The organism is Spiroplasma endosymbiont of Glossina fuscipes fuscipes (assembly GCF_049669535.1).
Taxonomy (GTDB): Bacteria; Bacillota_I; Bacilli_A; order Mycoplasmatales; family Mycoplasmataceae; genus Spiroplasma.
Genome location: NZ_CP187162.1, coordinates 68,236 through 93,362, shown reverse-complemented (window position 1 = coordinate 93,362; position 25,127 = coordinate 68,236). Strand labels below are relative to the sequence as shown.

General features: G+C 28.8%; 26 protein-coding genes. 14 read left to right on the top strand and 12 right to left on the bottom strand.

From position 1 onward, the window contains the following. Positions 1 to 3: 3 nt before the first annotated feature. The 12 genes from rpoC to ACOBWH_RS00460 all read right to left on the bottom strand — a co-directional run bounded on the left by rpoC (position 4) and on the right by ACOBWH_RS00460 (position 20,007). Positions 4 to 3,756: a DNA-directed RNA polymerase subunit beta' gene (gene rpoC, locus ACOBWH_RS00515; RefSeq protein WP_424526611.1), complete on the bottom strand. Its 3,753-nt coding sequence runs from the start codon at positions 3,754 to 3,756 to the stop codon at positions 4 to 6. A gap of 15 nt (positions 3,757 to 3,771) precedes the next feature. After that, the gene (locus ACOBWH_RS00510) at positions 3,772 to 7,686 is read right to left on the bottom strand and encodes a DNA-directed RNA polymerase subunit beta (RefSeq protein ID WP_424526610.1); all 3,915 of its coding nucleotides are present in this window, start codon (positions 7,684 to 7,686) and stop codon (positions 3,772 to 3,774) included. Between the two features lie 169 nt (positions 7,687 to 7,855). Then, on the bottom strand, positions 7,856 to 8,011 hold the full coding sequence (locus tag ACOBWH_RS00505) for a hypothetical protein (RefSeq protein WP_424526609.1): 156 nt from the start codon (positions 8,009 to 8,011) through the stop codon (positions 7,856 to 7,858). A 63-nt stretch (positions 8,012 to 8,074) separates the two neighbouring features. Then, positions 8,075 to 9,022 carry a hypothetical protein gene (locus tag ACOBWH_RS00500; RefSeq protein ID WP_424526608.1) on the bottom strand — a complete coding sequence of 316 codons (948 nt, stop codon included), beginning with the start codon at positions 9,020 to 9,022 and terminating at the stop codon, positions 8,075 to 8,077. Between the two features lie 92 nt (positions 9,023 to 9,114). Continuing rightward, complete coding sequence (locus ACOBWH_RS00495; protein WP_424526607.1) at positions 9,115 to 10,029, bottom strand: ABC transporter permease; 915 nt, start codon at positions 10,027 to 10,029, stop codon at positions 9,115 to 9,117. Then, positions 10,029 to 12,194, bottom strand: coding sequence for an ABC transporter permease subunit (locus tag ACOBWH_RS00490; protein ID WP_424526606.1), 2,166 nt, complete (start codon positions 12,192 to 12,194; stop codon positions 10,029 to 10,031). Before ACOBWH_RS00490 ends, ACOBWH_RS00495 begins: the two co-directional genes overlap by 1 nt. Next, positions 12,178 to 13,743, bottom strand: coding sequence for an ABC transporter ATP-binding protein (locus ACOBWH_RS00485; RefSeq protein WP_424526605.1), 1,566 nt, complete (start codon positions 13,741 to 13,743; stop codon positions 12,178 to 12,180). Before ACOBWH_RS00485 ends, ACOBWH_RS00490 begins: the two co-directional genes overlap by 17 nt. A gap of 18 nt (positions 13,744 to 13,761) precedes the next feature. Next, positions 13,762 to 15,162, bottom strand: a complete 1,401-nt coding sequence (locus tag ACOBWH_RS00480) for a BMP family ABC transporter substrate-binding protein (protein ID WP_424526604.1) — start codon at positions 15,160 to 15,162, stop codon at positions 13,762 to 13,764. Between the two features lie 647 nt (positions 15,163 to 15,809). Further along, on the bottom strand, positions 15,810 to 18,683 hold the full coding sequence (locus ACOBWH_RS00475) for a hypothetical protein (RefSeq protein ID WP_424526603.1): 2,874 nt from the start codon (positions 18,681 to 18,683) through the stop codon (positions 15,810 to 15,812). A 21-nt stretch (positions 18,684 to 18,704) separates the two neighbouring features. Further along, on the bottom strand, positions 18,705 to 19,367 hold the full coding sequence (locus ACOBWH_RS00470; protein WP_424526602.1) for a hypothetical protein: 663 nt from the start codon (positions 19,365 to 19,367) through the stop codon (positions 18,705 to 18,707). Next, positions 19,354 to 19,716 (bottom strand): hypothetical protein, encoded by a 363-nt coding sequence (locus ACOBWH_RS00465; RefSeq protein WP_424526601.1) that lies wholly within the window; start codon positions 19,714 to 19,716, stop codon positions 19,354 to 19,356. Before ACOBWH_RS00465 ends, ACOBWH_RS00470 begins: the two co-directional genes overlap by 14 nt. 117 nt (positions 19,717 to 19,833) lie before the next feature. Further along, positions 19,834 to 20,007 (bottom strand): hypothetical protein, encoded by a 174-nt coding sequence (locus tag ACOBWH_RS00460; RefSeq protein WP_424526600.1) that lies wholly within the window; start codon positions 20,005 to 20,007, stop codon positions 19,834 to 19,836. A 54-nt stretch (positions 20,008 to 20,061) separates the two neighbouring features. Between ACOBWH_RS00460 and ACOBWH_RS00455 the strand changes: the two genes are divergently transcribed. The 14 genes from ACOBWH_RS00455 to ACOBWH_RS00390 all read left to right on the top strand — a co-directional run bounded on the left by ACOBWH_RS00455 (position 20,062) and on the right by ACOBWH_RS00390 (position 25,124). Next, positions 20,062 to 20,298, top strand: a complete 237-nt coding sequence (locus tag ACOBWH_RS00455) for a hypothetical protein (protein WP_424525690.1) — start codon at positions 20,062 to 20,064, stop codon at positions 20,296 to 20,298. A 392-nt stretch (positions 20,299 to 20,690) separates the two neighbouring features. After that, positions 20,691 to 20,849: a hypothetical protein gene (locus ACOBWH_RS00450; protein ID WP_424525688.1), complete on the top strand. Its 159-nt coding sequence runs from the start codon at positions 20,691 to 20,693 to the stop codon at positions 20,847 to 20,849. A gap of 12 nt (positions 20,850 to 20,861) precedes the next feature. Continuing rightward, positions 20,862 to 21,086 carry a hypothetical protein gene (locus ACOBWH_RS00445; RefSeq protein WP_424525686.1) on the top strand — a complete coding sequence of 75 codons (225 nt, stop codon included), beginning with the start codon at positions 20,862 to 20,864 and terminating at the stop codon, positions 21,084 to 21,086. Then, positions 21,065 to 21,247, top strand: a complete 183-nt coding sequence (locus tag ACOBWH_RS00440) for a hypothetical protein (protein WP_424525740.1) — start codon at positions 21,065 to 21,067, stop codon at positions 21,245 to 21,247. The genes ACOBWH_RS00445 and ACOBWH_RS00440 overlap by 22 nt, the downstream gene beginning before the upstream one ends. Position 21,248: 1 nt before the next feature. After that, the gene (locus ACOBWH_RS00435; protein WP_424525683.1) at positions 21,249 to 21,491 is read left to right on the top strand and encodes a hypothetical protein; all 243 of its coding nucleotides are present in this window, start codon (positions 21,249 to 21,251) and stop codon (positions 21,489 to 21,491) included. 1 nt (position 21,492) lies between these two features. Then, positions 21,493 to 21,774, top strand: a complete 282-nt coding sequence (locus ACOBWH_RS00430; RefSeq protein WP_424525738.1) for a hypothetical protein — start codon at positions 21,493 to 21,495, stop codon at positions 21,772 to 21,774. A gap of 1 nt (position 21,775) precedes the next feature. Then, positions 21,776 to 21,967: a hypothetical protein gene (locus ACOBWH_RS00425; protein WP_424525577.1), complete on the top strand. Its 192-nt coding sequence runs from the start codon at positions 21,776 to 21,778 to the stop codon at positions 21,965 to 21,967. A gap of 28 nt (positions 21,968 to 21,995) precedes the next feature. Continuing rightward, a complete protein-coding gene (locus ACOBWH_RS00420; RefSeq protein ID WP_424525579.1) occupies positions 21,996 to 22,151 on the top strand; it encodes a hypothetical protein in 156 nt (51 codons plus the stop codon). Further along, a complete protein-coding gene (locus tag ACOBWH_RS00415; protein WP_424526599.1) occupies positions 22,151 to 22,939 on the top strand; it encodes a hypothetical protein in 789 nt (262 codons plus the stop codon). The genes ACOBWH_RS00420 and ACOBWH_RS00415 overlap by 1 nt, the downstream gene beginning before the upstream one ends. A gap of 1 nt (position 22,940) precedes the next feature. Beyond that, entirely contained in the window at positions 22,941 to 23,798 is an 858-nt protein-coding gene (locus ACOBWH_RS00410; RefSeq protein ID WP_424525734.1) for a recombinase RecT, read from the top strand. Next, positions 23,783 to 24,259, top strand: coding sequence for a hypothetical protein (locus tag ACOBWH_RS00405; RefSeq protein WP_424525732.1), 477 nt, complete (start codon positions 23,783 to 23,785; stop codon positions 24,257 to 24,259). The genes ACOBWH_RS00410 and ACOBWH_RS00405 overlap by 16 nt, the downstream gene beginning before the upstream one ends. A gap of 2 nt (positions 24,260 to 24,261) precedes the next feature. After that, positions 24,262 to 24,453 (top strand): hypothetical protein, encoded by a 192-nt coding sequence (locus ACOBWH_RS00400; protein ID WP_424525671.1) that lies wholly within the window; start codon positions 24,262 to 24,264, stop codon positions 24,451 to 24,453. Continuing rightward, a complete protein-coding gene (locus tag ACOBWH_RS00395) occupies positions 24,446 to 24,943 on the top strand; it encodes a Panacea domain-containing protein (RefSeq protein WP_424525669.1) in 498 nt (165 codons plus the stop codon). Before ACOBWH_RS00400 ends, ACOBWH_RS00395 begins: the two co-directional genes overlap by 8 nt. After that, positions 24,936 to 25,124, top strand: coding sequence for a hypothetical protein (locus ACOBWH_RS00390; protein ID WP_424525667.1), 189 nt, complete (start codon positions 24,936 to 24,938; stop codon positions 25,122 to 25,124). Before ACOBWH_RS00395 ends, ACOBWH_RS00390 begins: the two co-directional genes overlap by 8 nt. Positions 25,125 to 25,127: the final 3 nt, after the last annotated feature.

Genomic DNA, 25,127 nt, shown 5'->3' with positions numbered 1-25,127 from the left:
TCTCTAATATTCTTCAGCTTTAGCAGCAATTCCGGCGGTAATAATATCTTTGGGATTTTTTAATCCTGTTCCAGCTGGAATTAAATGTCCTAACATAATATTTTCTTTTAAGCCTTCTAAACGATCAACTTTTCCTTTGATAATCGCTTTAACTAATACCCGCGTTGTATCCTGGAATGAAGCTGACGATAAGAATGACTCTGATTCTAATGGTGCTTTTTTAATTCCAAAAATAACATGTTTAGCTGTTGGTGGTTTTTTCATTGAGCGGACAGCTTTAATTGTTTCATTACGATAACGTTTAATTGTCACAATTTCACCTGGTAATAATTCAGTATCTCCCGCATCAATAATTTTAACTTTATTCAACATTTGTTTAACAATAATTTCAATATATTTGTCTGAAATTTCAATTCCTTGTAAACGATAAACACGTTGCACTTCTTTTAAAATATAATTGTGAACATCTTCAATTTTAGCAACTTCTAATAATTCTTTAATGTTAATTGAACCTTCCGTTAATTTTTGACCACGAACAACTTTATCACCAATTTTAACTCTTAAAACAGCATTATATTGTGTTTTATATTTTCGTTCATCACTATCTGACGCAACATAAATGGTATGGATTCCACTTTCATCACGAATGTCACTAATAACACCATCAATTTCTGAAATAACAGCAATTGATCCTTTTGGTGTTGTAACATCTAATAATTCTTTAATCCGTGGTAACCCTTGAGTAATATCAGCTCCCCCGGCAACCCCTCCAGTATGGAAAGTACGCATTGTTAACTGTGTCCCCGGTTCTCCAATTGATTGTGCGGCAATTGTTCCAACTGCTTCACCAATTTCAACTTCCATTCCTGTTGCAAGGTTTTTCCCATAACAACGTTGGCAAATTCCTTTTTCAGCTTCACAAGTTAAAACAGAACGAATAATTACTTCTTTAATATCACTAGCAACAATCGCTGCACTATCTTCTTCTGATAACAATGTATTAGCTGGAATTACTTTACCATTTTTTAATTTAATGTCTTTTAAATTATAACGCCCGACTAGGCGATCAAATAATGGCACAATAATATTTGAGTGCTTTTGTTCAATAATATCAGAAACAACAAAACCACGACGAGCATTACAATCTTTTATTGTAATAATAATTTCTTGTGAAATATCAACTAAACGTCTTGTTAAATAACCTGAATCGGCGGTTTTCAACGCCACATCAGCCATTCCTTTTCGCGCCCCATGGGTTGAAATAAAGAACTCTGATACGGTTAATCCTTCTCGGAACGAAGACTTAATTGGTAATTCAATAATATCTCCTTTAGGATTATTCATTAAGCCCCGCATTCCAACTAACTGTGTAAAGTTTGAAACATTCCCCCGTGCCCCTGAATCAGCCATCATAAAGATTGGATTCTTAGGGTCTTCTCGTAAAACATGCTCTAATTCTGTTTGAATATTATCTTTTACTTTTGATCACACATTAATAATTCGGTGTTGTTTTTCACGACTTGTTAACATTCCCATTTTAAAGTATTCATTAATTTCTTTAACCTTATTATCTGCTTCTTTAAACTCTTCTTGTTTTTTATCATAAACCTTAACATCGCCCGCTGAAACAGTTACTCCTGATTTTCCTGAGTATTTAAACCCTAGATTTTTCATATTATCTAACATTTCAGCAGTTTTGTTAGCACCATAAATTTTAAAATAACGATCAATAATATTTGATAAATCTTTTTTCTTAAATGGTGGATTTACTTCCCATTTTTCTAAATATTCAATTAAATTAACATTATCTTTAATCAATGAACGGGCTGGTAATGCTGATAAGTTTTCAACATTTGGTTCATTTAAATATGGGAACTCTTCTTTAAAAATTTGGTTAAAAATAATTTTTCCTGGTGTTGTAATGATGTAATCATTCATTTCCTCAGATTTAAATTTTTTATTAACAAAACCACTAGCAGGAATTGCAACTAAGGCATGTAAAGCTACAGCTCCAGTTTCATAAGCAATAACTGCTTCGTTTAAATCTTTAAAAATTGTTCCTTCCCCCAACTGTCCTTTTTCCTCGTATGTTAAGTAATAATTTCCTAACACCATATCTTGGGTTGGCGTTACAATTGGTTTCCCATCTTTTGGTCCTAAAATATTACGACTTCCTAACATTAAACTACGTGCTTCAGCAACTGCTTCATCTGTAATTGGCACATGAACCGCCATTTGGTCACCATCAAAGTCAGCATTAAAAGCTGTTGTTACTAAGGGGTGCAAACGGATTGCTTTTCCTTTAACTAATTTTGGTTCAAAAGCCTGAATTCCTAAACGGTGCAATGTTGGGGCACGGTTTAATAACACTGGTCGTGATTTAATTACTTCTTCTAAAACTTCTCATACTTTGTCATCTTGGTTTAAAATTAATTTTTCCGCAATTTTAATATTTGCTGCTAAACCATATTTCACTAATTTACTAATAACAAATGGCTTAAACAATGTAATTGCCATATCACGAGGTAACCCACATTGATACATTTTTAAATCGGGACCAATCGCAATAACTGAACGCCCTGAATAATCAACTCTTTTTCCTAATAAGTTTTGACGGAAACGACCTTGTTTTCCTTTTAAAATACTTGTTAATGATTTTAATGGTCGTTTGTCTTTTCCGGTTACTGGACGTGCTTTTCGTTCATTATCTAATAATGCATCAACAGCTTCTTGTAACATCCTTTTTTCATTATTAACAATAACACTTGGAGCCCCCATTACTTTAACTTTTTTTAATCGTTCATTTCGAATAATAATACGACGATATAAATCATTAATTTCTGAAGTAGTAAAACGACCACCATCTAATTGAATAATTGGACGAATATCTGGTGGAATAACTGGAACTGCTCGTAAAATCATTCATTCTGGGCGTGAACCTGATTTTTTTAATGAGTCTAACACTTCTAAACGTTTCATTAATTTATTTTGATCTAATTGCGTTTTTTTATCCTTTAAATCTTGTTTAATTTTTTCAATCTCATCATCAATATTTAAATTTTTTAATAATATTTCAACTGCTTCAGCTCCAATTCCAAAACGAGCATTAGTATGACGATTAATAAACTGGGCACATTCATCCATTGAAAAAGGTAATGAAGTATTTTTTAAATCTTCAATCATTGTTTCACCAGCTTCATAAGCAATAGTGCCTTGTTCTAATGTATCTAAAATTTCTCGTAAGGTTTTTGTTAAACGTTGACGAGTTGCCGCCGAAGTTTTAGCATTTCCTAAATCTAAAACCATTTTTTGTTTTAATGATTTAGCATCACCAGAATCTAAAACAATATACGACACAAAATAAACAACTTCTTCTAGTTCTTTTGTTTTCATATCTAAAATTAACGCAATTCGACTTGGCGCTGCTTTTAACATTCAAATATGACTAACTGGTTCTTCTAATTCAATGTGTCCCATTCGTTCACGGCGAACAATTGCTTCAGTGATTTCAACCCCACAACGTTCACAAATTTTTCCTTTATTTTTTGATTTTTTATACTTTCCACAAGCACATTCAAAATTTTTAGTTGGCCCAAAAATTTTTTCATCAAATAAACCATCTCGTTCTGGTTTTAAAGTTTTATAATTAATTGTTTCTGGTTTTTTTACTTCTCCATATGATCAACTGCGAATATCTTCGGGGTTCGCTAAACCGATCTTAATCATACGATTATTTTTTTCATTATTTTCAATCATTTTTTTCTTTCCCCCTTAATTTAATTCTTCTTGATCATCAACATAATCAACTTCACTTTCAATCTCACCGTTACCATAAGAATCTTCTTCTAAATTATCTTGCAAATCAAACTCATCTTCGATTTTAGCAAAGCCATCTAAAATGTCATCTTGTTGTGGTTCACGATTTGTATTTAAAATAAAATTGTCAATATCAAATTCATCTTCAAATTCATCACTATCTGTTAATAAGTCTTCATCAACATAATCTGATTCATCATAACTTTTAATATTTTTAATGTTTCCTTCTTCATCAATCATATGAATATTAAATCCTAACCCTTGAATTTCACGAGTTAGAACATTAAATGATTCTGGAATACCTGGTTCAGGAATTTTTTTATCTTTTACAATTGATTCATAAGCACGAGTTCTTCCTTTAATATCATCTGATTTAATTGTTAAAATTTCTCGTAATGTATGTGCCGCTCCATAAGCTTCTAACGCTCATACTTCCATTTCTCCAAAACGTTGTCCCCCATTTTGGGCTTTTCCTCCTAATGGTTGTTGGGTAATTAATGAGTATGGCCCAACATTTCGGGCATGTAATTTATCATCAACCATATGTGATAATTTCAACATATACATTACTCCAACCGAAACTGGATTATCAAATTTTTCACCACTACGACCATCAATTAAAACTTCTTTCCCAAAGTTTTTCATATTAGCTTTTTCCATAATTTCAATTAATTCTTCATTTGTCATTCCATCAAAAACAGGAGTAGAAACTTTTTGTCCTAATTTTTTGGCAACCATTCCTAAGTGAATTTCTAACACCTGACCAATATTCATCCGTGATGGTACTCCTAATGGATTTAACATAATATCAATTGGTGTTCCGTCTTCCATGTGTGGCATATCTTCTAATGGTAAAATTTTCGAAATAACCCCTTTGTTTCCATGACGTCCGGCCATTTTGTCTCCCTCTTGGATTTTTCGTTTTTGAACAATATAAATTTTAATTACTTCTAAAACATCAGCAGATAGTTCATATTTTTCACGCGGAAAGCATTTAATTGCTTGAATAATTCCTTCTCCACCATTTGGTACTCGTAATGAATTATCTTTAACATTTTTTGATTTTTCACCAAAAATTGCTTGTAACAATTTATCTTCTGGTGATAATTGTGTTTGACCTTTTGGGGTTACTTTTCCAACTAAAATGTCACCTGGTTTAACCTCTGTTCCAATAATAACTAAACCATCATCATCTAAGAATTTACGAGCATTTTCTGAAATATTTGGAATTTCACGGGTAATTTCTTCTGACCCTTGTTTTGTTTGACGACGTTCAATTGTATATTCTTCAATATGAATCGATGTAAAAACATCTTCTGATACTAAACGTTCAGAAACAATAATAGCATCCTCATAGTTATAACCATTTCAAGTCGTGAAGGCAACAACAACATTTTGCCCTAACGCTAACTCACCCTTATCAATTGATGGTCCATCAGCTAAAACTTGGCCTTTTTCAACTTTTTGCCCATGTTTTACTAATGGAACATGTGTTAATGAAGTTCCTTGATTACTACGCACAAAAGTATCTAAATTATAGTTCTTTAGACCTTCTTTTGTTTTTAAGACAATTCTTGTTGCATCAACATAATCAACACTACCATCATATTGTGACACAATTGCTAATCCTGAATCACGTGCCGCCGCATATTCAACCCCTGTTCCAACATATGGTGAATTTGGCGAAATTAAAGGAATTGCTTGACGTTGCATATTGGCTCCCATTAACGCACGGTTTGCATCATCATTTTCTAAAAAAGGAATACAACTTGTCGCAATTGAAACAATTTGCTTTGGCGAAACATCAACATAGTCAACATCATTACGTGTTGCAATAATATTTTCTCCCTGGAACCGTGCAACTACTTGCTCGTCTAGAATTTCTCCTTTATCGCTTAAACGAATATTTGCTTGCGCAACAACATAATTTTTTTCTTGATCTGCTGTTAAATAATCATTTTCAGCAGTAACCTTACAATCAATCACACGACGGTATGGTGTTTCAATAAACCCAAAGGCATTAATCTTAGCATATGTTGCTAAATTATTAATTAACCCAATATTCGGTCCTTCTGGTGTTTCAATTGGACAAATTCGACCATAATGTGAATAATGGACATCCCGTACTTCTAATCCAGCACGTTCTCTTGATAACCCCCCTGGTCCTAAAGCTGTTAAACGACGTTTATTTGTCAACTCTGCTAATGGATTTGTCTGATCCATAAATTGTGATAACTGTGACAAATTGAAAAATTCTCCAATAATAGCAGACAACGGTTTATTATTAATAATATTTGATGGTTTCATTTTAAATAAGTTTGATGTTGACATTTTTTCTTTAACATTTTTTTCAATTCTTAATAAACCAATACGAAATTGATTTTGTAACAATTCCCCGATTGTTCGAACACGACGGTTTCCTAAATGATCAATATCATCAACTTCACCAACTCCATCTGTTAAATTTAATAAGTATGAAAATGTTGCCAAAATGTCTGGTACAGTAACATATTCATCTGTTGCATTTGGATCGATTCCAATAATATTCGCTACGCGAGTGCGAACCTCATTATCAACATAAACTTTAATTTTTTGGATTTTATTTGAACAAAGAATTTCATCACTAAATTTAACTTCTTCTAAACAAGCTCCTGCTTTTAAAATTCCTTTTAATTTATTAATGGCCTCTTTATCCATTAAAGTTCCTTCTTTAAAAACAACTTTACCATTAACATCTTTAATATCTTCAGCTAAAACTTTATTATAAATTCGGTTTTCAACTGATAATTTTTGAACTAATTTAAAGCGTCCCGCTTTTGTTAAATCATATTTACGTTTATCAAATAATAATCCATATAAATATTTTGTTGCTCCATCAGGGGTTGCTGTCTCTCCCGAACGAATTTTTTTATAAATTTCTTGAACAGCAACACTTTGATCATATGCAATATCACCAGTATATAGGTCTAATTCATAAGTACTTTTTACTAGTTTATTATCCCCAAAGATATCTAACGCATCTTCTTTAATAATTCCTAATGCTGTTAAGAAATTAGCAACCGAAACTTTTCGTGATTTATCAATTTTTACATAAAAAACATTATCAAAGCGTTCTTCTTTCCCAACTTTAAGTTTTTTATAATCTGATTCAAACTCTAACCATGTTCCTCGCGATGGAATTAAATCAACATAATAAACGTTTTCTCCATTTTTACGGTTTAAATCAATTTTATAATATGCTCCTGGTGAACGAACTAATTGTGAAACAACAACTTTTTCTGAACCATTAACAATAAAAGTTCCTTTTCCGGTCATTAATGGAAAGTCGCCAAAAAAGACCTCTCCTTCTTTTTCAATTGTAATATCCACTAATAACTTATCTTCTAGTCTTTCCTTAATTGTTACCGTACATGTTGCTGTTTCATCGCCAGAGTGAATATCATAATAAATAACATCTGTTGATTTTTTTAAAATTGTGATCATGTGCCCAACACGTTCTTCAATTCATGATTTAATTAATTCTGGTTTCCCTTTAACAATTAATTTTTCTACTTCTAAATCTTTTGAATTAATTGTTAATTTTAAATTGGAATAAATTGGTGCTTCAAAAATTTTTGATTCATCTTTTGCTTGAGAAATAGTTCGTCGTGGTTCTCTAAATTCTCAATTTAACATCTCTAAAACAATATTTCCCTCATGTCCCACAATTGGAAATACCTCACTGAACACTTCGCTGATACCGATTTTCTTAAATCAATCATATGTTTCGGTTTGAATTTCAATTAAGTTTGGTAAATCTAAATTCCCACTTACTTTCGTATAATCAATTCTTTTAGCGTAATGCCCAAATTCTTTTTCTTTTAATGCCATTAATTATTAACCTCACTTTTCACAATATACGCTTATAAATTTTATATTGGTTTAAAAGAAAAGTCAATCATTTTTGTTATTTCATTATTTTTTTATAAGTTTTTTATTCCTTCTTGTTGTGATAATTAAAAAAAGCACATTGTGCTTTTTTTAATTATCACAAGTCTTATTACTTATGACGATCACAGGCAAAAATCTCATCATCAACTGAACCAACCATTGCTTGTTTCATCTTTCCAAATAAAACTCCTGCTGTGCCGCCAGCGACACCTTGTTTTTCTTGTTCTGCAACACATTTAAAACATTTTGGATTAAAATTTGCCATCTGTTTTACCTCCTTTAAGGCCTCCTTAATTTTACTAATAAATAATTAAGTTTAACAACTTAATTATTTATTAATTAAAATTCATGCTCATCACCCGTGTTGTACCTTAATATCCCCCGCATTTGAACCATATGCCGTATAAAAAATTGAATTTATCCGATCTTGCCCAAAAGCAAATGCTAAACAAAATGACCCGTTTTTAAAATTGAAAACTATTTTGTCTTGAATTGATTCATAATCATTTTGCCCCCCAATCCACAATGGTTTGTCCTTAACTAGGTTATACATATTAAATAACCCAAGGTCAGGTAATTCTTTTGCCATCTGACTACGTTTAAAATTAGTCAGAAGTTTTTTAAAGATTTCATTTGCACTGCTAATATTATTTTTAAATTCTGTAAAGATACCTCCAACATGGAAGACACTACTATTTTTAAAATTATTAGCATCATTGCTTCCAAGAACTCGTTTTTTCAACTCAATATTATAATATTGATGAAATGCTACAATAATTTTTCCAAAATTAATTAATTTGTTTTCTAACCCTTGCCGACTAATTAAAATATTACTTTCAAAAGTTTGATTATTAATTTTTAAAGCCCCCACTAATGGTAAGCCATATAATGAAATATAATTTAAATTAACATTTAATTTTGCTAACATCATATTGTTGTGATCAACATTAAAAATTGGCAGACTTTTCTTATATGCTGTCACAAAGTTCTCTGCTGTTAAACCAGGTGGATCAACGGTCGACTGATCTTTGTTAACTAAATCATAAAACGCTGTTAATTCTGGAAAGGCATTTGAATCCTTTACATTACCATTGTTATCATAATCAGTAATAACAGAACTAACTTTACTAGCAATTTTAGTTAAACTTATCATATCATTTTGCAAATTCAAATTGTCATAATCATTAACAACATTTTTCTTATAACAACCAACCATATTGACTGTTCCACTAGTTGTTATAACCGAAATGGTTAAAATAGTTAATAGTTTTCTCATACTTTATTTCCTCCAAAAAAATACCTTTTCTATATTATAAAAAAGCAAGGAAATGAACAATAATTAATAAAAAAACAACCAATGGTTGTTTTTTAACGAAGGGACTTGTCAAAAGGAATTCCTGATGCTTTTGGAATTTTAGAGTATTTGGAGAACGCGACCATTGTTACCAATGCTAAAACAAATGGTAAGATTTTTAGCAATTGGTTTGATGGGTCAGCAATATTTCAACCAGTAAATCGTCATAATGTTCCTGCTAACGCAATTAGGAAACTAAATAAAACGGCCCCCAAAGTGATGTATTGAATTCTTCACTGACCGAAAATCATAATTGCTAAGGCAATATAACCTTGTCCTTGCACATCGCCACGAAATTGACCTGAAACATAATGGGTAAACATTGCTCCTGCCAAACCAGCTAAACATCCTGAAATAATAACTGCTTTATATCTTGTTTTAATCACATTGATTCCAGCAGCAACAATTGCATTTGGGTTTTCTCCACACCCAGCATAACGAATTCCTGTTTTAGTAAATTTAAAGAAGACAAAGGTAAAAATGGCTAGAATAATTGCAATAATTAAGAAAATATTAATAATTTGCGCTCGATCAATCCCAATTGTACTAAAACCAGTTTGAATCATATTTCCGGCAGCTAAAGCTGGAATACTGACAAAGAATAATCCTAATCCAGTTGCTAATAAGTTTAAGGCTGTCCCCGAAATTACTTGTTGTGCTTTTAAAGTAATTGAAGCAAAACCATGTAATAAGGCAAATGCTCCGCCAGCGATCGTTGCAATTAGTAAAGCAATAATTTGCATACCATTGCCATATTGCGAAAGAAATTTTCCTAATAGAGCATAAACTAAAGCCCCGATAATCATCATTCCATCAATCGCAATATTCACAACACCGGCTCGTTCTGAATATAATCCAGCCATTGCAGCAATTAATAGTACAGCAAAAAGGACTGAACCATTGGCAAATAATTGTGAAACTGCTTCCATTAGTTTTTTCCTCCTTCTTGCATTAATTTATGATATGCCGTCTTTTGACGAAGATACTCTATTTTTAAAATTTTATTATCTTCACCAACAGCCGTAATAATTGTATTTAACTTTTGATTTAATTCATTTCTTCATTGTGGTAAATTTAGACGATGTTTTTCTTTAGCAACTTTATTTTCAGCATTAAATTGTTGTTTCATTGTTGCTAATTGTGTTGTTAAGTTTTGTTTTAACACCATCACTTCTTTTTGAACGCCAGGATCATTTCTTAATTTAACATCAATTGTTTTTAATTCCTGCTTAATTTCTTTTCGCACCTGACGATTTGTTATTTTAAACTGATGCATTTCTTGCCGCTGTTGTTGTTTTAGTTTTTTGATTTCTTGATTTAATTGTTTAATAACAACCTTTTCTTTACTCTGCAATGTTTTAAAATCAGTTAAATATTTTTGTTGAATTTCATCAAAGACAGGATAATAACTTTCTCGTAATTTTTTAATAACTTCTTCTTGTCTTAAGACTAAATCACCATATTGTGTTTGTAATTGCGCTAATTTAGCATATAAATCTTTTTTAGGCAAACTATAAAGCTGTGAAAGTTCTTGTCTTGTTTGTCCTTTGCTTTTTTTAACTGCTTGAGCATAATTTCGTTTTAAAAAAGTAGCTTCTTGTTTTTTTACTAAGTACTCGTTTTTTACTTGCACAAAATGATCCATTGCTGAGCCAAGAGCAATAAAAACAGCTAAATCATATTTTGTTTTAATTCCTCGTTGACCAATTTTTGCCGCTTCTTTATATTTTGAATTTTTTAAAAAACGCATTTCTGTTTTTAAAGTTGTAAGCTTCCCAACATATAATGTTAACTGATCATTAATTTCATTTCGATAATTTTTAATTAGTTCCTTATCCCCTTGTTGTTTTAATTTATGAATTTGAGCCCGATAGGTTTTATTAAGCACTTTAATCTCTTTTTCATATGTTCTAATTTGTTGTTTATATTCATCATATTCCTGTTTTCAATCAATATGATGCCGAATATTTCACCAACGACGAATTCAAAAGATTGGTTTAAAATAAATAAACAATGCCGAAATCGCAGTCATATAAATAATAATTCCAAAGATTAACTGTCCCATTTGTTTTGACATTTGAAAATCTGGTAATTGTGTTGCTTGTAAAGCTGCTGTCTTAATAATTCCTCATAATAAGGCAATTGGTAAAATTGCAACTCCATTGGTAAAAGCAACTAACGCAACAGCAATCGCATCAAACCCGACCACTGGTAAAGCATCCGTTGTAAACTGTAAAACTGTTGATTGGGTCATATAATATAACATTCCCAAGACCCCAGCCAGACCACCTGATAAGGCCATTGAAACAATCATATAGGCAGGAACATTTGTTCCAGCATATAATGATGCATTTTTTGATTTTCCAACCGCTTTAATGCGGAATCCTAATACTGTGTAATTCATAATAAAAATAATTGTTACTAACAATAATATTGCAATAATAAACGGAATGATCCATGTTTGACCATTTAATATTAAATTAAAATTAGGTGCTGCTGTAACAATGTCAATTGTTGAGTTATGATTTGAATTTCACATTCCGTGAGCTGGATTCATAAACATTCATTTCATTACATATCAAACAATTCAGTTTAACATAATTGTTGAAACTACTTCATGAATATTAAAATACGCTTTTAATACTCCAGCAATCGCTGCTAAAGCTGCTCCAACTAAAATTGAAATAAGTAACGCTCCAACAATACCAGCCCCTTGACTAATAGCTGGGTTTTTTAGTCCTAAAACAATCGTCATACTACCAGCAAGTAGCATTTGTCCAGGAACTCCAATATTAAATAATCCCGCTTTAAACCCTACCGCAACAGCTAACCCTGCAACAATATAAATTGCTCAATATGTTAACGTTTGATTTTTTAATAAAGAATGAAAAGCTAAACGAAAAACATAACTAAAAAATAGCAATGGATTTGAAGCATTTATACCAATAATAATAAAACTAAGAATAGCTCCAGCAATAATGGCACAAATAGATGCCTTAAAATAATTCATTTTTGTTTTGAATTCATTTGAACGAAAGAAAATTTTAGTTTTTTGTCTTAACAATCAACCATAACTTTTAATTTGTTTTTGCATTAATTTGACTTCCTTTCTGTTGATATGTGCCAGCCATCATTAGCCCAATTTCTTCACGTTTAACCTTGTTTCCAAAAACTTCTCCTGTCACCCGACCATTATGTAAAACGACAATCTGATCAGCTAAACTGATAATTTCTTCTAATTCATAAGAAACAAGGAGAACTGCTTTACCTTGTGCCTTTTCTTCTAAAATTTTATTATGAATATATTCAATCGCCCCAACATCTAATCCCCGCGTTGGTTGAACAACAACTAAAATATTATGTTGGCGTGATAATTCACGACCAATAATTAATTTTTGCTGATTACCACCTGATAACCCTCTTGTCATAGCAAAACCTGAATTCGCCCCTCGGACATCATATTTTGTAACAATTTGTTGGGCATATAACTGAATTGCAGCTTTGTCTAATAACCCATAATTTGAAAATGGTTTTTGATTAATATTTTGTAACACAACATTATCAATTACATTAAAATCCAAAATCAAACCATATTTATGACGATCTTCAGGAATATGTGACATTCCATTTTGATAATGTTCATAAATACTTTTTTTTGTAACATTAATATCATTAAAAATTATTTTTCCTGATGTTACTTTTTCTAATCCTGCTAAAGCATTAACTAACTCAGTTTGACCATTTCCTTCAACACCAGCAATCGCAACAATTTCACCAGCTTGGACTGTCAAATTAAAATCATCCAAAGCCATTAGACGGGTTAAACCTTTTTTCTTTACTGATAAATTTTCAATTTTTAATAAGGTTTCCTTTCGCGGTGCTTTTCCAGCATTTTTAATGGCAACCAAATTTCGCCCCACCATTGCTTCTGCAATTTCTTTTTCATTTTTATCTTTAACATCAAATGTTTCAATAACTTTTCCACGCCGAATAACAGTTGCCCGATCAGCAATTTTTTTAACTTCATCTAATTTATGCGAAATAAAAATAATTGTTTTTCCATCCTTTTTTAAATCTAACATAATTTTTAATAACCCCTCAATTTCTTGCGGTGTTAAAACTGCTGTTGGTTCATCAAACACTAAAATATCAGCACCACGATATAAGATTTTTAAAATTTCTACTCGTTGTTGCATTCCAACTGAAATATTGGCAATTTTCGAACGAAAATCAACTTGTAAATTATATTTAATCGCAATTTGTGCAATATCTCGTGTTTCTTTTTGCCGATCAAGAAACACTTTACCAACTACTTTTTCATACCCTAACGTAATATTGTCTAAAACAGTAAAAATATCAATTAATTTAAAATGTTGGTGAACCATTCCAATTCCTAATTTGTTTGCTTTAATTGGATCACTAATATATTCGGGTTTACCATTAACAAGGATTTCACCTTTAGTTGGTTCATATAACCCAAATAAAATACTCATTAAAGTTGATTTCCCAGCACCATTTTCACCAATTAAAGCATGAATTTCACCTTTTTTAACTTTCAGGGTAATATCATCATTTGCAATTAAATCACCAAAAACTTTTGTAATTGACTTCATTTCAATTGCATATTCATTATTATTTGCCATTATTATGTCCTTTCTTAACTATAAAGCTGCTTCAATTACATTTAAAATATAATCTTTTAATTTATCACTACTTTGGTAAGTATTTGTTAATGTATGTGAAAATGCTTCAGCAGCAACTGGTGGCTGCCCGCTAATTCCGCGTGAATAAACATCTTGTAATACTTCAACGATTTTATCAAAAACAGTATCTTTTGCATGTTCATCTATTTCATTATGAATGAACGCAACAGTATCTGCATTAATTGCTTTTGTTTTTTCAATTCCCGTTCAAGTTGGATGCTGAATTGATGATTGATCAGTATTAATTCAACAATCAGAAGTTGCTTTACTATTATCTCATGTTTTATTATTTTCTTGATAACCACATGTTGATGAATAAATATTTTTTAATGCTTCTGAAGTTGAAGTTGCAATTTCTTTTAAAGCACTTGTCACAATAATTTCTTCCCCATAAATTTTTGATTGCTCAGTATCAACTCCAATAACTTTTGCCATTGATTTATTATATTTAATGCGATCAATTGTGTCTTGTGTTTGGGGTCCAGCAACTGGGAAAATAATATTTGCTTTACGAGAAATTAATTCGTCAGAAATATCTTTTCCATGTCCAACCTCAAATGATTGTGAAAACCACGATTCATTACTCTTAACAACATTTTGAACTTTGCCAATTGGTTGTAATGTGTTAACCTTTGGATTCATTTTTTGAACTTGTTTTAAAACATCATTTTTAATCTGATGTAGTTTCGGAAAACTACTATTATTAATAATTGTATTAAAGATATCAGCTGCAACAATAAAACCTCACATATAGTTTGAAACAGCACCAGGGTTATCCATTCCACCATAAGTTGCAATTTTTAAACCATCAGGATATCTTTCTTGATTAGCATTCAATCACAAGGCTGCTGCAATTCCAGCAAAGAAACCAGAAGATTCAGCTTCATAAGTTATTCCAATAATATTTTTCGCTAATGATCTTGTTGCATCCATTCCCAAGTGAATGTTTTGACTGCTTCCATCAATATAGATAATATTTTGTGCTACTTCTGCTGCCCAACCAATTGTATTACCATGGGCAAACCCTGGTAAAATTATAGTTTTAGCTCCAGCAATGTTTGCTGTTACATAGGCGGCTCTAAAGTCAGAAGGGGTTTGACTTGCTGGTTCAAAGTAACTAGCCCGTCAATTACTTTTTTTCCAATCTGCAGCGGAAACTTTCGGGTCTTTTTGTGAAAGAACATATTTACTTGCTCCATCTCATGCCGATTCATTAAATGATGCGTCAGTAATTGTTCCAGCATCAGTAATAACCCAAATATCACTATCAAAAGTGTATTTTTTTGCACAAGCGACAAGAGAAATACCTGAAGTAGTTACTAACGCTGCTGCCGTTAAAAAACTGAGCAATTTTCTCATCGTGTATTTCCTCCTATTATATTTTTAATTTTCTTTTGGCAATTGAATATTTTCTTTTATATTATATTTATGATTTTTGACGCCCCAACAATGTAATATATCATTGCTAATTTATTTTTAACATATTTTTAAAAGAAAGAAAAGCAAATAATTTTACTTTCTGCTAATAAAAAATAAATCCAACTTAATTCGGATTTATTTTTTGATAAATTTATTATTATTTTAACTATTTGCCAAAAATAACATAATTTATAACAAAAAAATAAAAAATATTGCATTATTATTAAAATTTATATATAGTTAATTTGTGGTTAAAAAAATGACTTTACCAGCCAAATAAACTACGATTCTCAGTCAGGTTTTCAAAGCGACTGAGTTTTCTTTATTAGGTTAATTTAGTTAATATTCATATTAATACAAACATTAACAACATGATTTTGTAATTTAACTGGTAAAGCTATTAATGAAGGAAAGTTCATACATAACACCTCCATTAATGCAGATATCCTGATTATCTATTAAGGTAAGCATAACAGAAAAAAATAAAATTGTCAAATTTACTATTTTTTATGGTATAATATTTTATTTTAAAATTATAATAAATTACCTTAATAAAAAAATACCTTAGATAAAACTAGGGTATTTTTTTATTTACTATTCTTTTTGCAAAATGGACAATTGGTCTCAAAAGGAATATCTTGTTTTGTATATTTTGAAATATTATGTAAATTAAGATGATTATAATCGACACGTTGGTTATTATTTAGCATCACTTCATCTTGTCCTGATGAAGGATTCTTTGCACGATAATAACTTCCCAAACCATACGGGGCATCACTAGCACTAGCTGCGCCATATGTATTTGAATATCCCTTTTTATTGTATAAATTATAGCGTGTTGAAGCTAAGTTAAGATTATCAATTTGTGGATAAAACTGATCAATTGGAACTACCCCATGATAATTAATATATTTTTTTGTTTCAACATCGGCAATTTTTTTTGCAAAATCAACTGCTTTTGTCTCCAATGTTTCCACTTTTAAAATTAAACTAGTTAAATATTCTTGTACTTCACCTAGTGTTTTTGTATGTGCTGATTGTAAATCAATTGAATTTTTAATTAAGTCTTCCAGTTTTTCAAATCGACATTCAAGATTATTATCACCTTCTGGTTGAGATGGTACTGGCACCTGTTCTGGTCCTAGTTCTTGTTTCATTGTTGTTTTGGCCACTGGTGCGGCTACTTGCTCAGTTTCATATTCAATTACTTCATCATTAAGATTTGAAAAATCACCATTCAAAATTTTATTATCTAATTCATCTAAACTATATGATATTTCATCATCTAAAATTGGTTTAATTTCTGATGGTAATGATTTAATTGGTCCACTTAAAACCACATCATCTAATAACTCACCTTCATTATCGACATTGTTCATAACTAACTTATCTTTAATATGTTCCAAATTATTTACTGTTGCTGCTTCTGTTGAAAAAGATGCTATTTTACTATCGGTAACTGTTGCGCTAAAACTTGCTATTTTTTCAGTAGTTGCTGTGGTCGTTTCTGGCTCAACAGGAGATTCTGGATCTTCGGGTAAACTTGAATCATTTACATTTCCGTCTGCTTCTTTTGACATTTCTTCAACATGTTCATCATTTTTCAATGTTACAACTTTATCATCATCAAATTTATTTGCAGTTACAATTGAATCTGCTTCATTATTAAAATCATCTAATCCTTCTAATTCAGCAAATGTATAACCATGGCTATCATCAACATAATTAATAACTTCCTTTGTCTGATTATCTGAAGTTTGAATATCCGATAATAATTTACCTTCCAATTTATCAATATTATATTTTTTTGGAATAAAGGTAAGATCTTCTTGTGGACTATCTTGTGCTGTTTCTACTGCAACAGTTGTTTCAAGAATAACTGCATCATTTTTAGAATTTTCTATTGTAGTAGCATCACTACCATCATTGAATTCATCAAGCACTAGATCATCTGTTTTTATTGAACTATCAACAACATTATTATCTTCTTCCCTAGCAATTGTTTCATTAGAAATGTTATCTAAAAGATCATCGGTTGGTGCAATAACGTTTTCGTTAAGAAAATCAGTTGTTGCTTGTGAATTATCCCCGAAGATTTCAGCAATATGCATTATTCCCAAATGCTGGTCAACCCCCAATTTTAACTTTGTTACCAACCCATTTGCTTCTTTCGCAATTAAATTATAAATTTTAGTTTTCTTTTTAATTGATTTAGTTGGCGCATTATTATTTTGAACTTCTTCTTCTATCAAGTTTTTGATATTAAGAGCTTGTTGGTACATTTCACTTCATTTATTGTAAAGTTTTTTCTCTTTTTTTGTTAATACTCTTGCATCAGATACTGATAACGGATTTAATAATTCATCGTTTAAGAAACCAAAATCAATTTCTTTAGCTGCCGTTGAATCTTCTTTTGACCCCTCATCACTTAAGTTATCATTTTCTTCTAAAGTTGTTGTTTTATCAACAAAAAACTCAACATCAGCATTAACTGCATAATCAGCGTTAATATTAGTTTCTTTGTTAAAGACATTAACATCTTTATTTTCTAACGTACTTGCCTCAGGTTCAACATCTGCTGTTGGTGCAACCGATAGTTCTTCCGCCTTTGCTGTTTCTATTGTTACATCCTTAACAATATCTGTTGGCAATGGTGGTTTTGTTAAATCATTAGGTTTATTCAATTCTGAATTAGAAGTACTAGACACTGTGTGTGTCATATCACTAATTAAATTAGCTAATTCATTTTCATCAACATCATTTTTACCGGAATTAAATAAATTATTTAATTCATTTGATGTAAAAATTGCATTTGATTTCTGCGTAAATAATTTTTTATTATCATCCACGTTTACGTAATCATTGTCTTTGAAATTTTTTCCGGTATCTTCGATCCCTGCGGTAGTCGCGCCAACTCCCATAGTTGCGCTTCCATGATACTTTCCCTCTTTATTTACCTCTCTTTCAAGTTTTTTATCCTGATGGTAAATAACAATCATGTTTCGTTCTTCAACAAAATTTTGTAAAGCTTCTACATCAAATAATGATGATTCAATAAATAATAAACCAATAAAGATGAATGCAGCAAGAACTAAAACAGCTACTTTTCCATATACTAATGAAGCAATAATTAATGCCACAAAAATCATCTTAATATATGGTTTTGCAATTCGTTGTCCTTTTTTAACGCGGTTAATTTGAAATGCTACTAATGTAATTGTTGCTAAAGCAACAAAGATTGATAATGCGATAATAGTATATGCTCATGCATCCCCAGTTAACTGGTTTAAAATTTCTTCTTGTTTAAAAATTGATGTTTGAAAAATATCGTTTATTGAATTTAAAATTGTTGGAAGCGCAACTTGTTGAATTACCAAAAGATTTAATATTGCCGCAAAAATTTGAACTATTGCGCCAATTATGATTAGGACTCATCCTAAAGTTACTAAAAATGTAAACATATCAACTTATCCTCCTCTAATTTACTTTCCGCCACGCATAGCTCAATAATCAAACCCAATTGTGTCGTCATCTTCTTCCTCTTCAACTGGGGCAAAATTTTGCATTGAATGCTGCGTCTCTTCTTCTACTTTTGATGTTACTTTTTCTACAGAACTACCTTCATCATCTCTAATAATATAGCATTTATTAAAAACACTAATTTCATGTTTTATTAATTGGTCTATTAAATTATTACCATAAATTTGTTTAACATAAGTTTCAATTAAGACTGGATTCAATGCAACAATAAACTTGAATTGAATAATTCCTTTAAAAATTGCGTGCACTAAACTAAAAACCGTTTTAAACTTAGCATATCCAACTAAATCAATGTTATTAAAAAATATTACAATATTATCTTTAATTTCATATGCTCGTAAAATTTCTTCAAATTCTTTCTTAATATATTCTAGTGGATCATCAAATTCTAATTCATTAATAATTACCACTGAATTTGAATCATTAGTTTGTTCTGATAATTCATTGTTTTTTAAAGTTCTTGCAAACAATTTAACACGATCTCATAAAACTTTTTTATCTTCTAAACTAACTTTTGGTAACCCTTTAATAATTCTTTTAAGCAAGAATAAGAATGGTGAAGCATATAACTCAATACGTAACAAATCAATATTAACCAGTGGCATTGAAAAAAAATGAACTAACAATTTCGGGCATTGAATCTTGATGTTGATTATCAATTATTGTTAAGAAAAACTGCATCTCATTATTTTTTTCTTTAAATGTTTTTATTAAATCACGAACAATTTCATAATTTGATAATACCATACCATCAATCTTACCTAATTCTTCTTCGTTTTTATTTTTTTTAACCTCATGACCACTATTTTTAAATAACTTTACTGCCATATCTTTATCCCCATTAACAACCTGTGTTAAATTCATTTTTTGTTCATTGTTCTTTGAATTATTTGGTTTTGTTTCTTCTGTATTTAATTTTAAATTTTTCATTCTTTCGAATGGATTGATGTACATGTTTAGCCCTCCTGCATCATTTCTCCATATTTAAATTATATCATATTTACTAAAAAAATTATAAAAAAAATTGCAATTTAAATTGCAATTTGGTATGATATTATTTTTTTTATAAAATTAATCTTCTTCCTCTTTTTTTAACTCGGCTAGTTCTTTTTCTAATTGCTTAATTTTTTCTGCTTTTGATTCTTTATTTTTATCTTTTTTACGGTAATCATCAAATAACTTTCTTGTTCCATCTTTAATGTTTTCTTTATTTGTATAATGTACGATGAAGCTCCAAAAAAACAACTCTTGTTAGGGTTGTTTTTTTATTTGAAATAAAACAACTCCTAAAAGGAGGTAATGATAATTAAACAACAAAAAATATGTGATGTTAATGATTGCTATAAAGTAATATCATTCATTACCGAAGAATTTTTATCAAATAAAGTTTTATGAACTTGTGAAAAACATAAAGATTTATTGAATAAAGTAAAAGATAAAACACAAAAACAATTTTATCAAAAATTAGAAAATTCAAAAATTATCTTTGATTGAGAAACTGGGTTTTTAAAACTTAAATTTTATAAAACAACTTAATGCAGTGTGGGACGGTTATTTTTAATAACTAAGTGTTTTTATTCCACAGCCTGCCGAGGCAAGTACTGAAATAGTGTATGAGGAAAAATGTAAATCGGCGCTGGTTTTTATAACTAAGCGATAGTCGTGATAAGTCCAAGGCTAATATCAAACGACAATAAAAAAAGAGATAGTGACTTAAACAATTAAATTTGCGTTTAGCATTCGGTCCTTCATATGGGTGCAAGTAAATTTAATTTCAAAAACTGAGCGTCAAATCCCAGAGCGAAAGCACAAATGGGCACGGAAGAAGGAAGACATATATGTCTGGCGTACCAACTATACAAACAACTACAAATTGTAGAACATTGTAGTTGATTTACCAACATTTACCAAGATTATAGGAGGTTTATATGAAAAAGTTAAATAAAATTTGTCTTAAACAAAGATATTGAGGTTATTGCTCAAAATGTAATCAAGAAAATAAATTAAATCAATTAATGCTTAAAAGTTATCCAGTTTCATTTGAAGAAATGACTGATGAACATTGAGCATTAGGCAGAAAGAATTAAGAGGAAAAATATATGAATTGAGAAATTAATTATAAAAACGCTTGATTAACTTTTATTAGTGTTAATTGAAATAAATGTAAAGATAAAAAATATAAGTGTTATTGAAAAGATAATTCTATTGACATATTAACATTATCAGAATTATATTTTAATTTTAAAAATACAAGCGAGTTAAATAATTTATTAAGATTGAAAATTGTTAGGAGGAATAAATTATGAATAAAAGATATTTATTAGTAATGAGATGATTTGATCATTTTAATGAGGAAGATATTTTTCAAACATCATTTTTTTATACATTAGAAGAAGCAAAGATTACTGCTGAGTTTCAAAATAAACAAGAATGATTAACAACAATTATTGATTTAGAAAGCATTCAATGAGAAGGAGTTGAATAATATGAAAGAAAAAATTAAAATTAGAGATTATGAAATGACATTAGAAGAATATCAAGTAGATACTTTATTAGATATATTAAGAGAATTTATAAAAGCAAATATTCTTAAAAATAGTGAAGAATTGATTAAAAAATTAGAACTTATAGTAAAGGAAAATACTTCAGAATTATATTCTAATATAGAAAAATTAAAAATTATGGACCCTAAAAAATACAATGAATTATTTGGTAAAGGAGATGAATAATATGGAAAAAAATAATATTAGTATTAATGAATTTTTAAATAAATATAAAGCTAACGAAGATGAAGATGATTTTAAATATGATGTTAAAGTTGGTCATTATTTTGTTGAAGGAGATTGGTCATTAAATTTTAAAGAATTACATCTTGATAAATATAATATTGATGAATTTAAACAGTTAATTAAAGATTATGATAATAATCGTAAATATTGAGAAGAAAATGAAATTTGTAAAGATTGTGAAAGAAGAAAAAGACTAAGTGAAATTTGTAAAGGAGATGAATAATATGAACTTAAAAGATTTATTAAATGAAATGTTTGATAATTATCCAGATTGTTATAAAGATTATGGTTTAGCAATTATGGATCGTTATGAAATTGAAGTTGAAAAGAAAAAATTAACACCTGAAGAAATTGATAATCTTACTCATTTATATTTTGATAAACCCAAAAATAATTATATTGTAAATGAAGATTAATACTTATTTTAGAAAGGATGATTAAAAAATGAGTAAATATGCTAGTAAAGATTGAATTAAGAAACATTCAAAAGATGGATTATATCTAAGTTATAATGAAAATTATATTTTTTGTCCAACTCATCGAAAAATGTTAAAAGTTGTAATTAATGATTTAAAAAAATTGATTGGAGATGATAAATAATGAATGATGTAGTTAAAAATATAGTAAATAATATTACATTTCAATTTCCTTTAAAAGGAGATGATTTTAAAAATGCAAGTCTTTTAGCGTATAATATTCAAAAAATTAAAGAAGAAAATAAACAAGAATTAACTGAGTATATTTTTAGACATATTAATCATTATGCATTAAATGGTTATCAAGATGTTCATTTAAAAGATATTCCAAGTGCTATTACTAAAAATAATTTTGTTTTTAAAGAATGATTAGAACCTATTCAAAAATTATTAGATGAACATAATAGAATTGGCAAAATAATTACTAATTATAGAAATTATATTGAAAGATACAGAGTTGAAATTAATAATAATTTGACACAAGCTCGCAAACAAAAACAACAAGAGTTTTTAAAAGAACAAGAATTAAAAAAGCAAGAATTAATTGAAAAAGCAAATAATTTAACTGTTGATATGGGTTTAGACATAGACCAAATTCAAGATGAACAAGTTCGTGTAATGGAAAAAATTGAAGAAATTGATAAATCACTTGATCCAAAACAATTAAAAAAAGTTGGTATTAATATAATTAAAGAAAAATTATTAGTAAAAGATATTGAATTAATTGGTATTAATGATGATTTTTTACAAAATGCAGATAAATTAGAACTTATTAATTTAATTAAAAATTATTTAATTATTGATGAAAAAATTGTTAAAAATGAAATTAAAAACCAATGAGATAGTAATAAAGATATTAATTTAATTGGCATTAAAGGTATTAATTTTAAAATAAATAAAGGAGATAAATAATATGGCAAATGAATTACAGCAATATATTAAAGGTGCAATTATTAAATATGAAATTAAAGTTAATGATAAATATTTAAAAGAAAATATTTTAGCACTTGAAGAATTAAAAATGAAAAATGGACAATCTTATATGCAATTAATTAATAATGCTGATAATGCTAAAATCACAGCATTAGGAATTATTAAATTAAGTAATAAAGGATTAATTTTTAGTAAAGATTTTAATATTATTCCATTTAAAAATAAATTAACAACTATTATTGATAGTAAAGTTTATTGTAAAAAAATTGAAGAAGCAGGATATAGTCCACGAAAAGCAATTATATTTAAAGGTGAAAAATTTGAATGAGATACTTTAAATTCATGTCCTAAAATACATGATATTAATTTTAATGCAAATACTAGTGATTATAATGAAATTATTGGTGCTTATGCTTTTGCAAAAGATATGAATGGAAATTATCAAGGTATTTTATTAAGAAAAGCAGATATTGATCGTTTAAAAAATAGTAGTCCAAGTGGAAATAGTGAATATTCACCTTGAAATAAATGACCAAAAGAAATGGTTGAAGCTAAATTATATCGTAAATTAGCATTAGAAATGGGTATTGATATTTCAGATATTGATTTAGATGAAAAAGAAATTAAAGAAGATGGTAATTTTGAATATATTCCATTTAATGATATTACTGTCGCCAAAAATAAGGGGCAAATGAGCGATGAACCATTATCAAATAATATAAATACCCCATCTTATACAGAAATAGCTAACACAAACGATAATGTAGTTAAAGAAGAAGATATATCAAATGTAGTACCAGCAGTTAATAACAATGATGAAGAATGAGCAACTTGATAAAAATTGGTATTGACCCATCAGGAACTGGTACTACCGCTATTGCTATTTTTGAAGATAATAAACTTATTAGAAAAGAATTGTTTGATAATAAAGATTGAAAATGTCATGCTACTTATATTATTGAAATTATTTGAGAATATCTATATCAAAATGAAATTATAAATATTGAAAATTGCTTATATACAAATTCTAATGGTTCAAAAGACCGTGATGATTTATTAAGATTATTAGGTGTTGTTGAAAAACAATTTTGAAATAGTATTAATTGAGTATCACCAAAACATACTAAATCAGTTGTTAAAAATATGGAAAATTTAAGTAAATATAATGATAATTGTTTATGAGAATTTGAAAAAGATGTTAATTTAACTTATGAATATGGTAAAGGTTGATTCTATAATAATGAAAAAATAAGTAATCATCTCCGCGATGCAATTATTATTGCTAATTATGAGGGTTAATTATGAAACAATCATATAATCAAAAAACAGGAAAATATTATTCTAAATTAATTCGTAATGTTAATGTTTACTTAAATGAAAACCAAGAAAAAGTATGAAATGAATTACCTGAATTATATACTAATAATCAAAAAATACAGCATTTTATTAATTATTATATTATAAATAATAAAGGAGGAAATGATAATGAATAAAGTAAAATATAAAATTAACAACGATATTATTTTTTCTATCACAAAGTATTTAGTTGAAAAATATAATATTAAAGAACCTGTTAAATTACAAAAAATTTTATATTTTTTATATTTAGATTATTTAAAACAATATGATGAAAAATTATTTGATGATGAATTTGAAGCATGGATTTATGGTCCAGTTATAAGAAAAATTTTTAACCATATAAGATATAATGGATATAATTTTATTGAAATAGAAAGTTATACTGATAAATATTTAGAAATAGAAAAAATACAATACTTAACAGATGAAAAAGTGAAAAATTTTATTAATGAAAATATAAAAAAATACATAAATATGTCATCAATAGAATTAGTAGAAAAAACTCGTTATTCATTACCATGAATAAAAGCAAGAAAAAATTTAGGGCCACACGATATATCAAAAAATAAATTATTATTTAAAGATATTCAAGAATTTACAAAAGGCAACAATGATAATGAATAACTATATATTATGTTATAAAACCTTACAAGGTAATAGGCCTTGTAAAACACCATTAGGTAATTATATTACTGGATCAGATATTGAAGATATAAATATTAATTCAACTGAATACTGAGAATATTATAAAAAAACATATGGGGAAAAGAATTTAGTTATATTAGAAAATAAAAAAGGAGGTTAAATA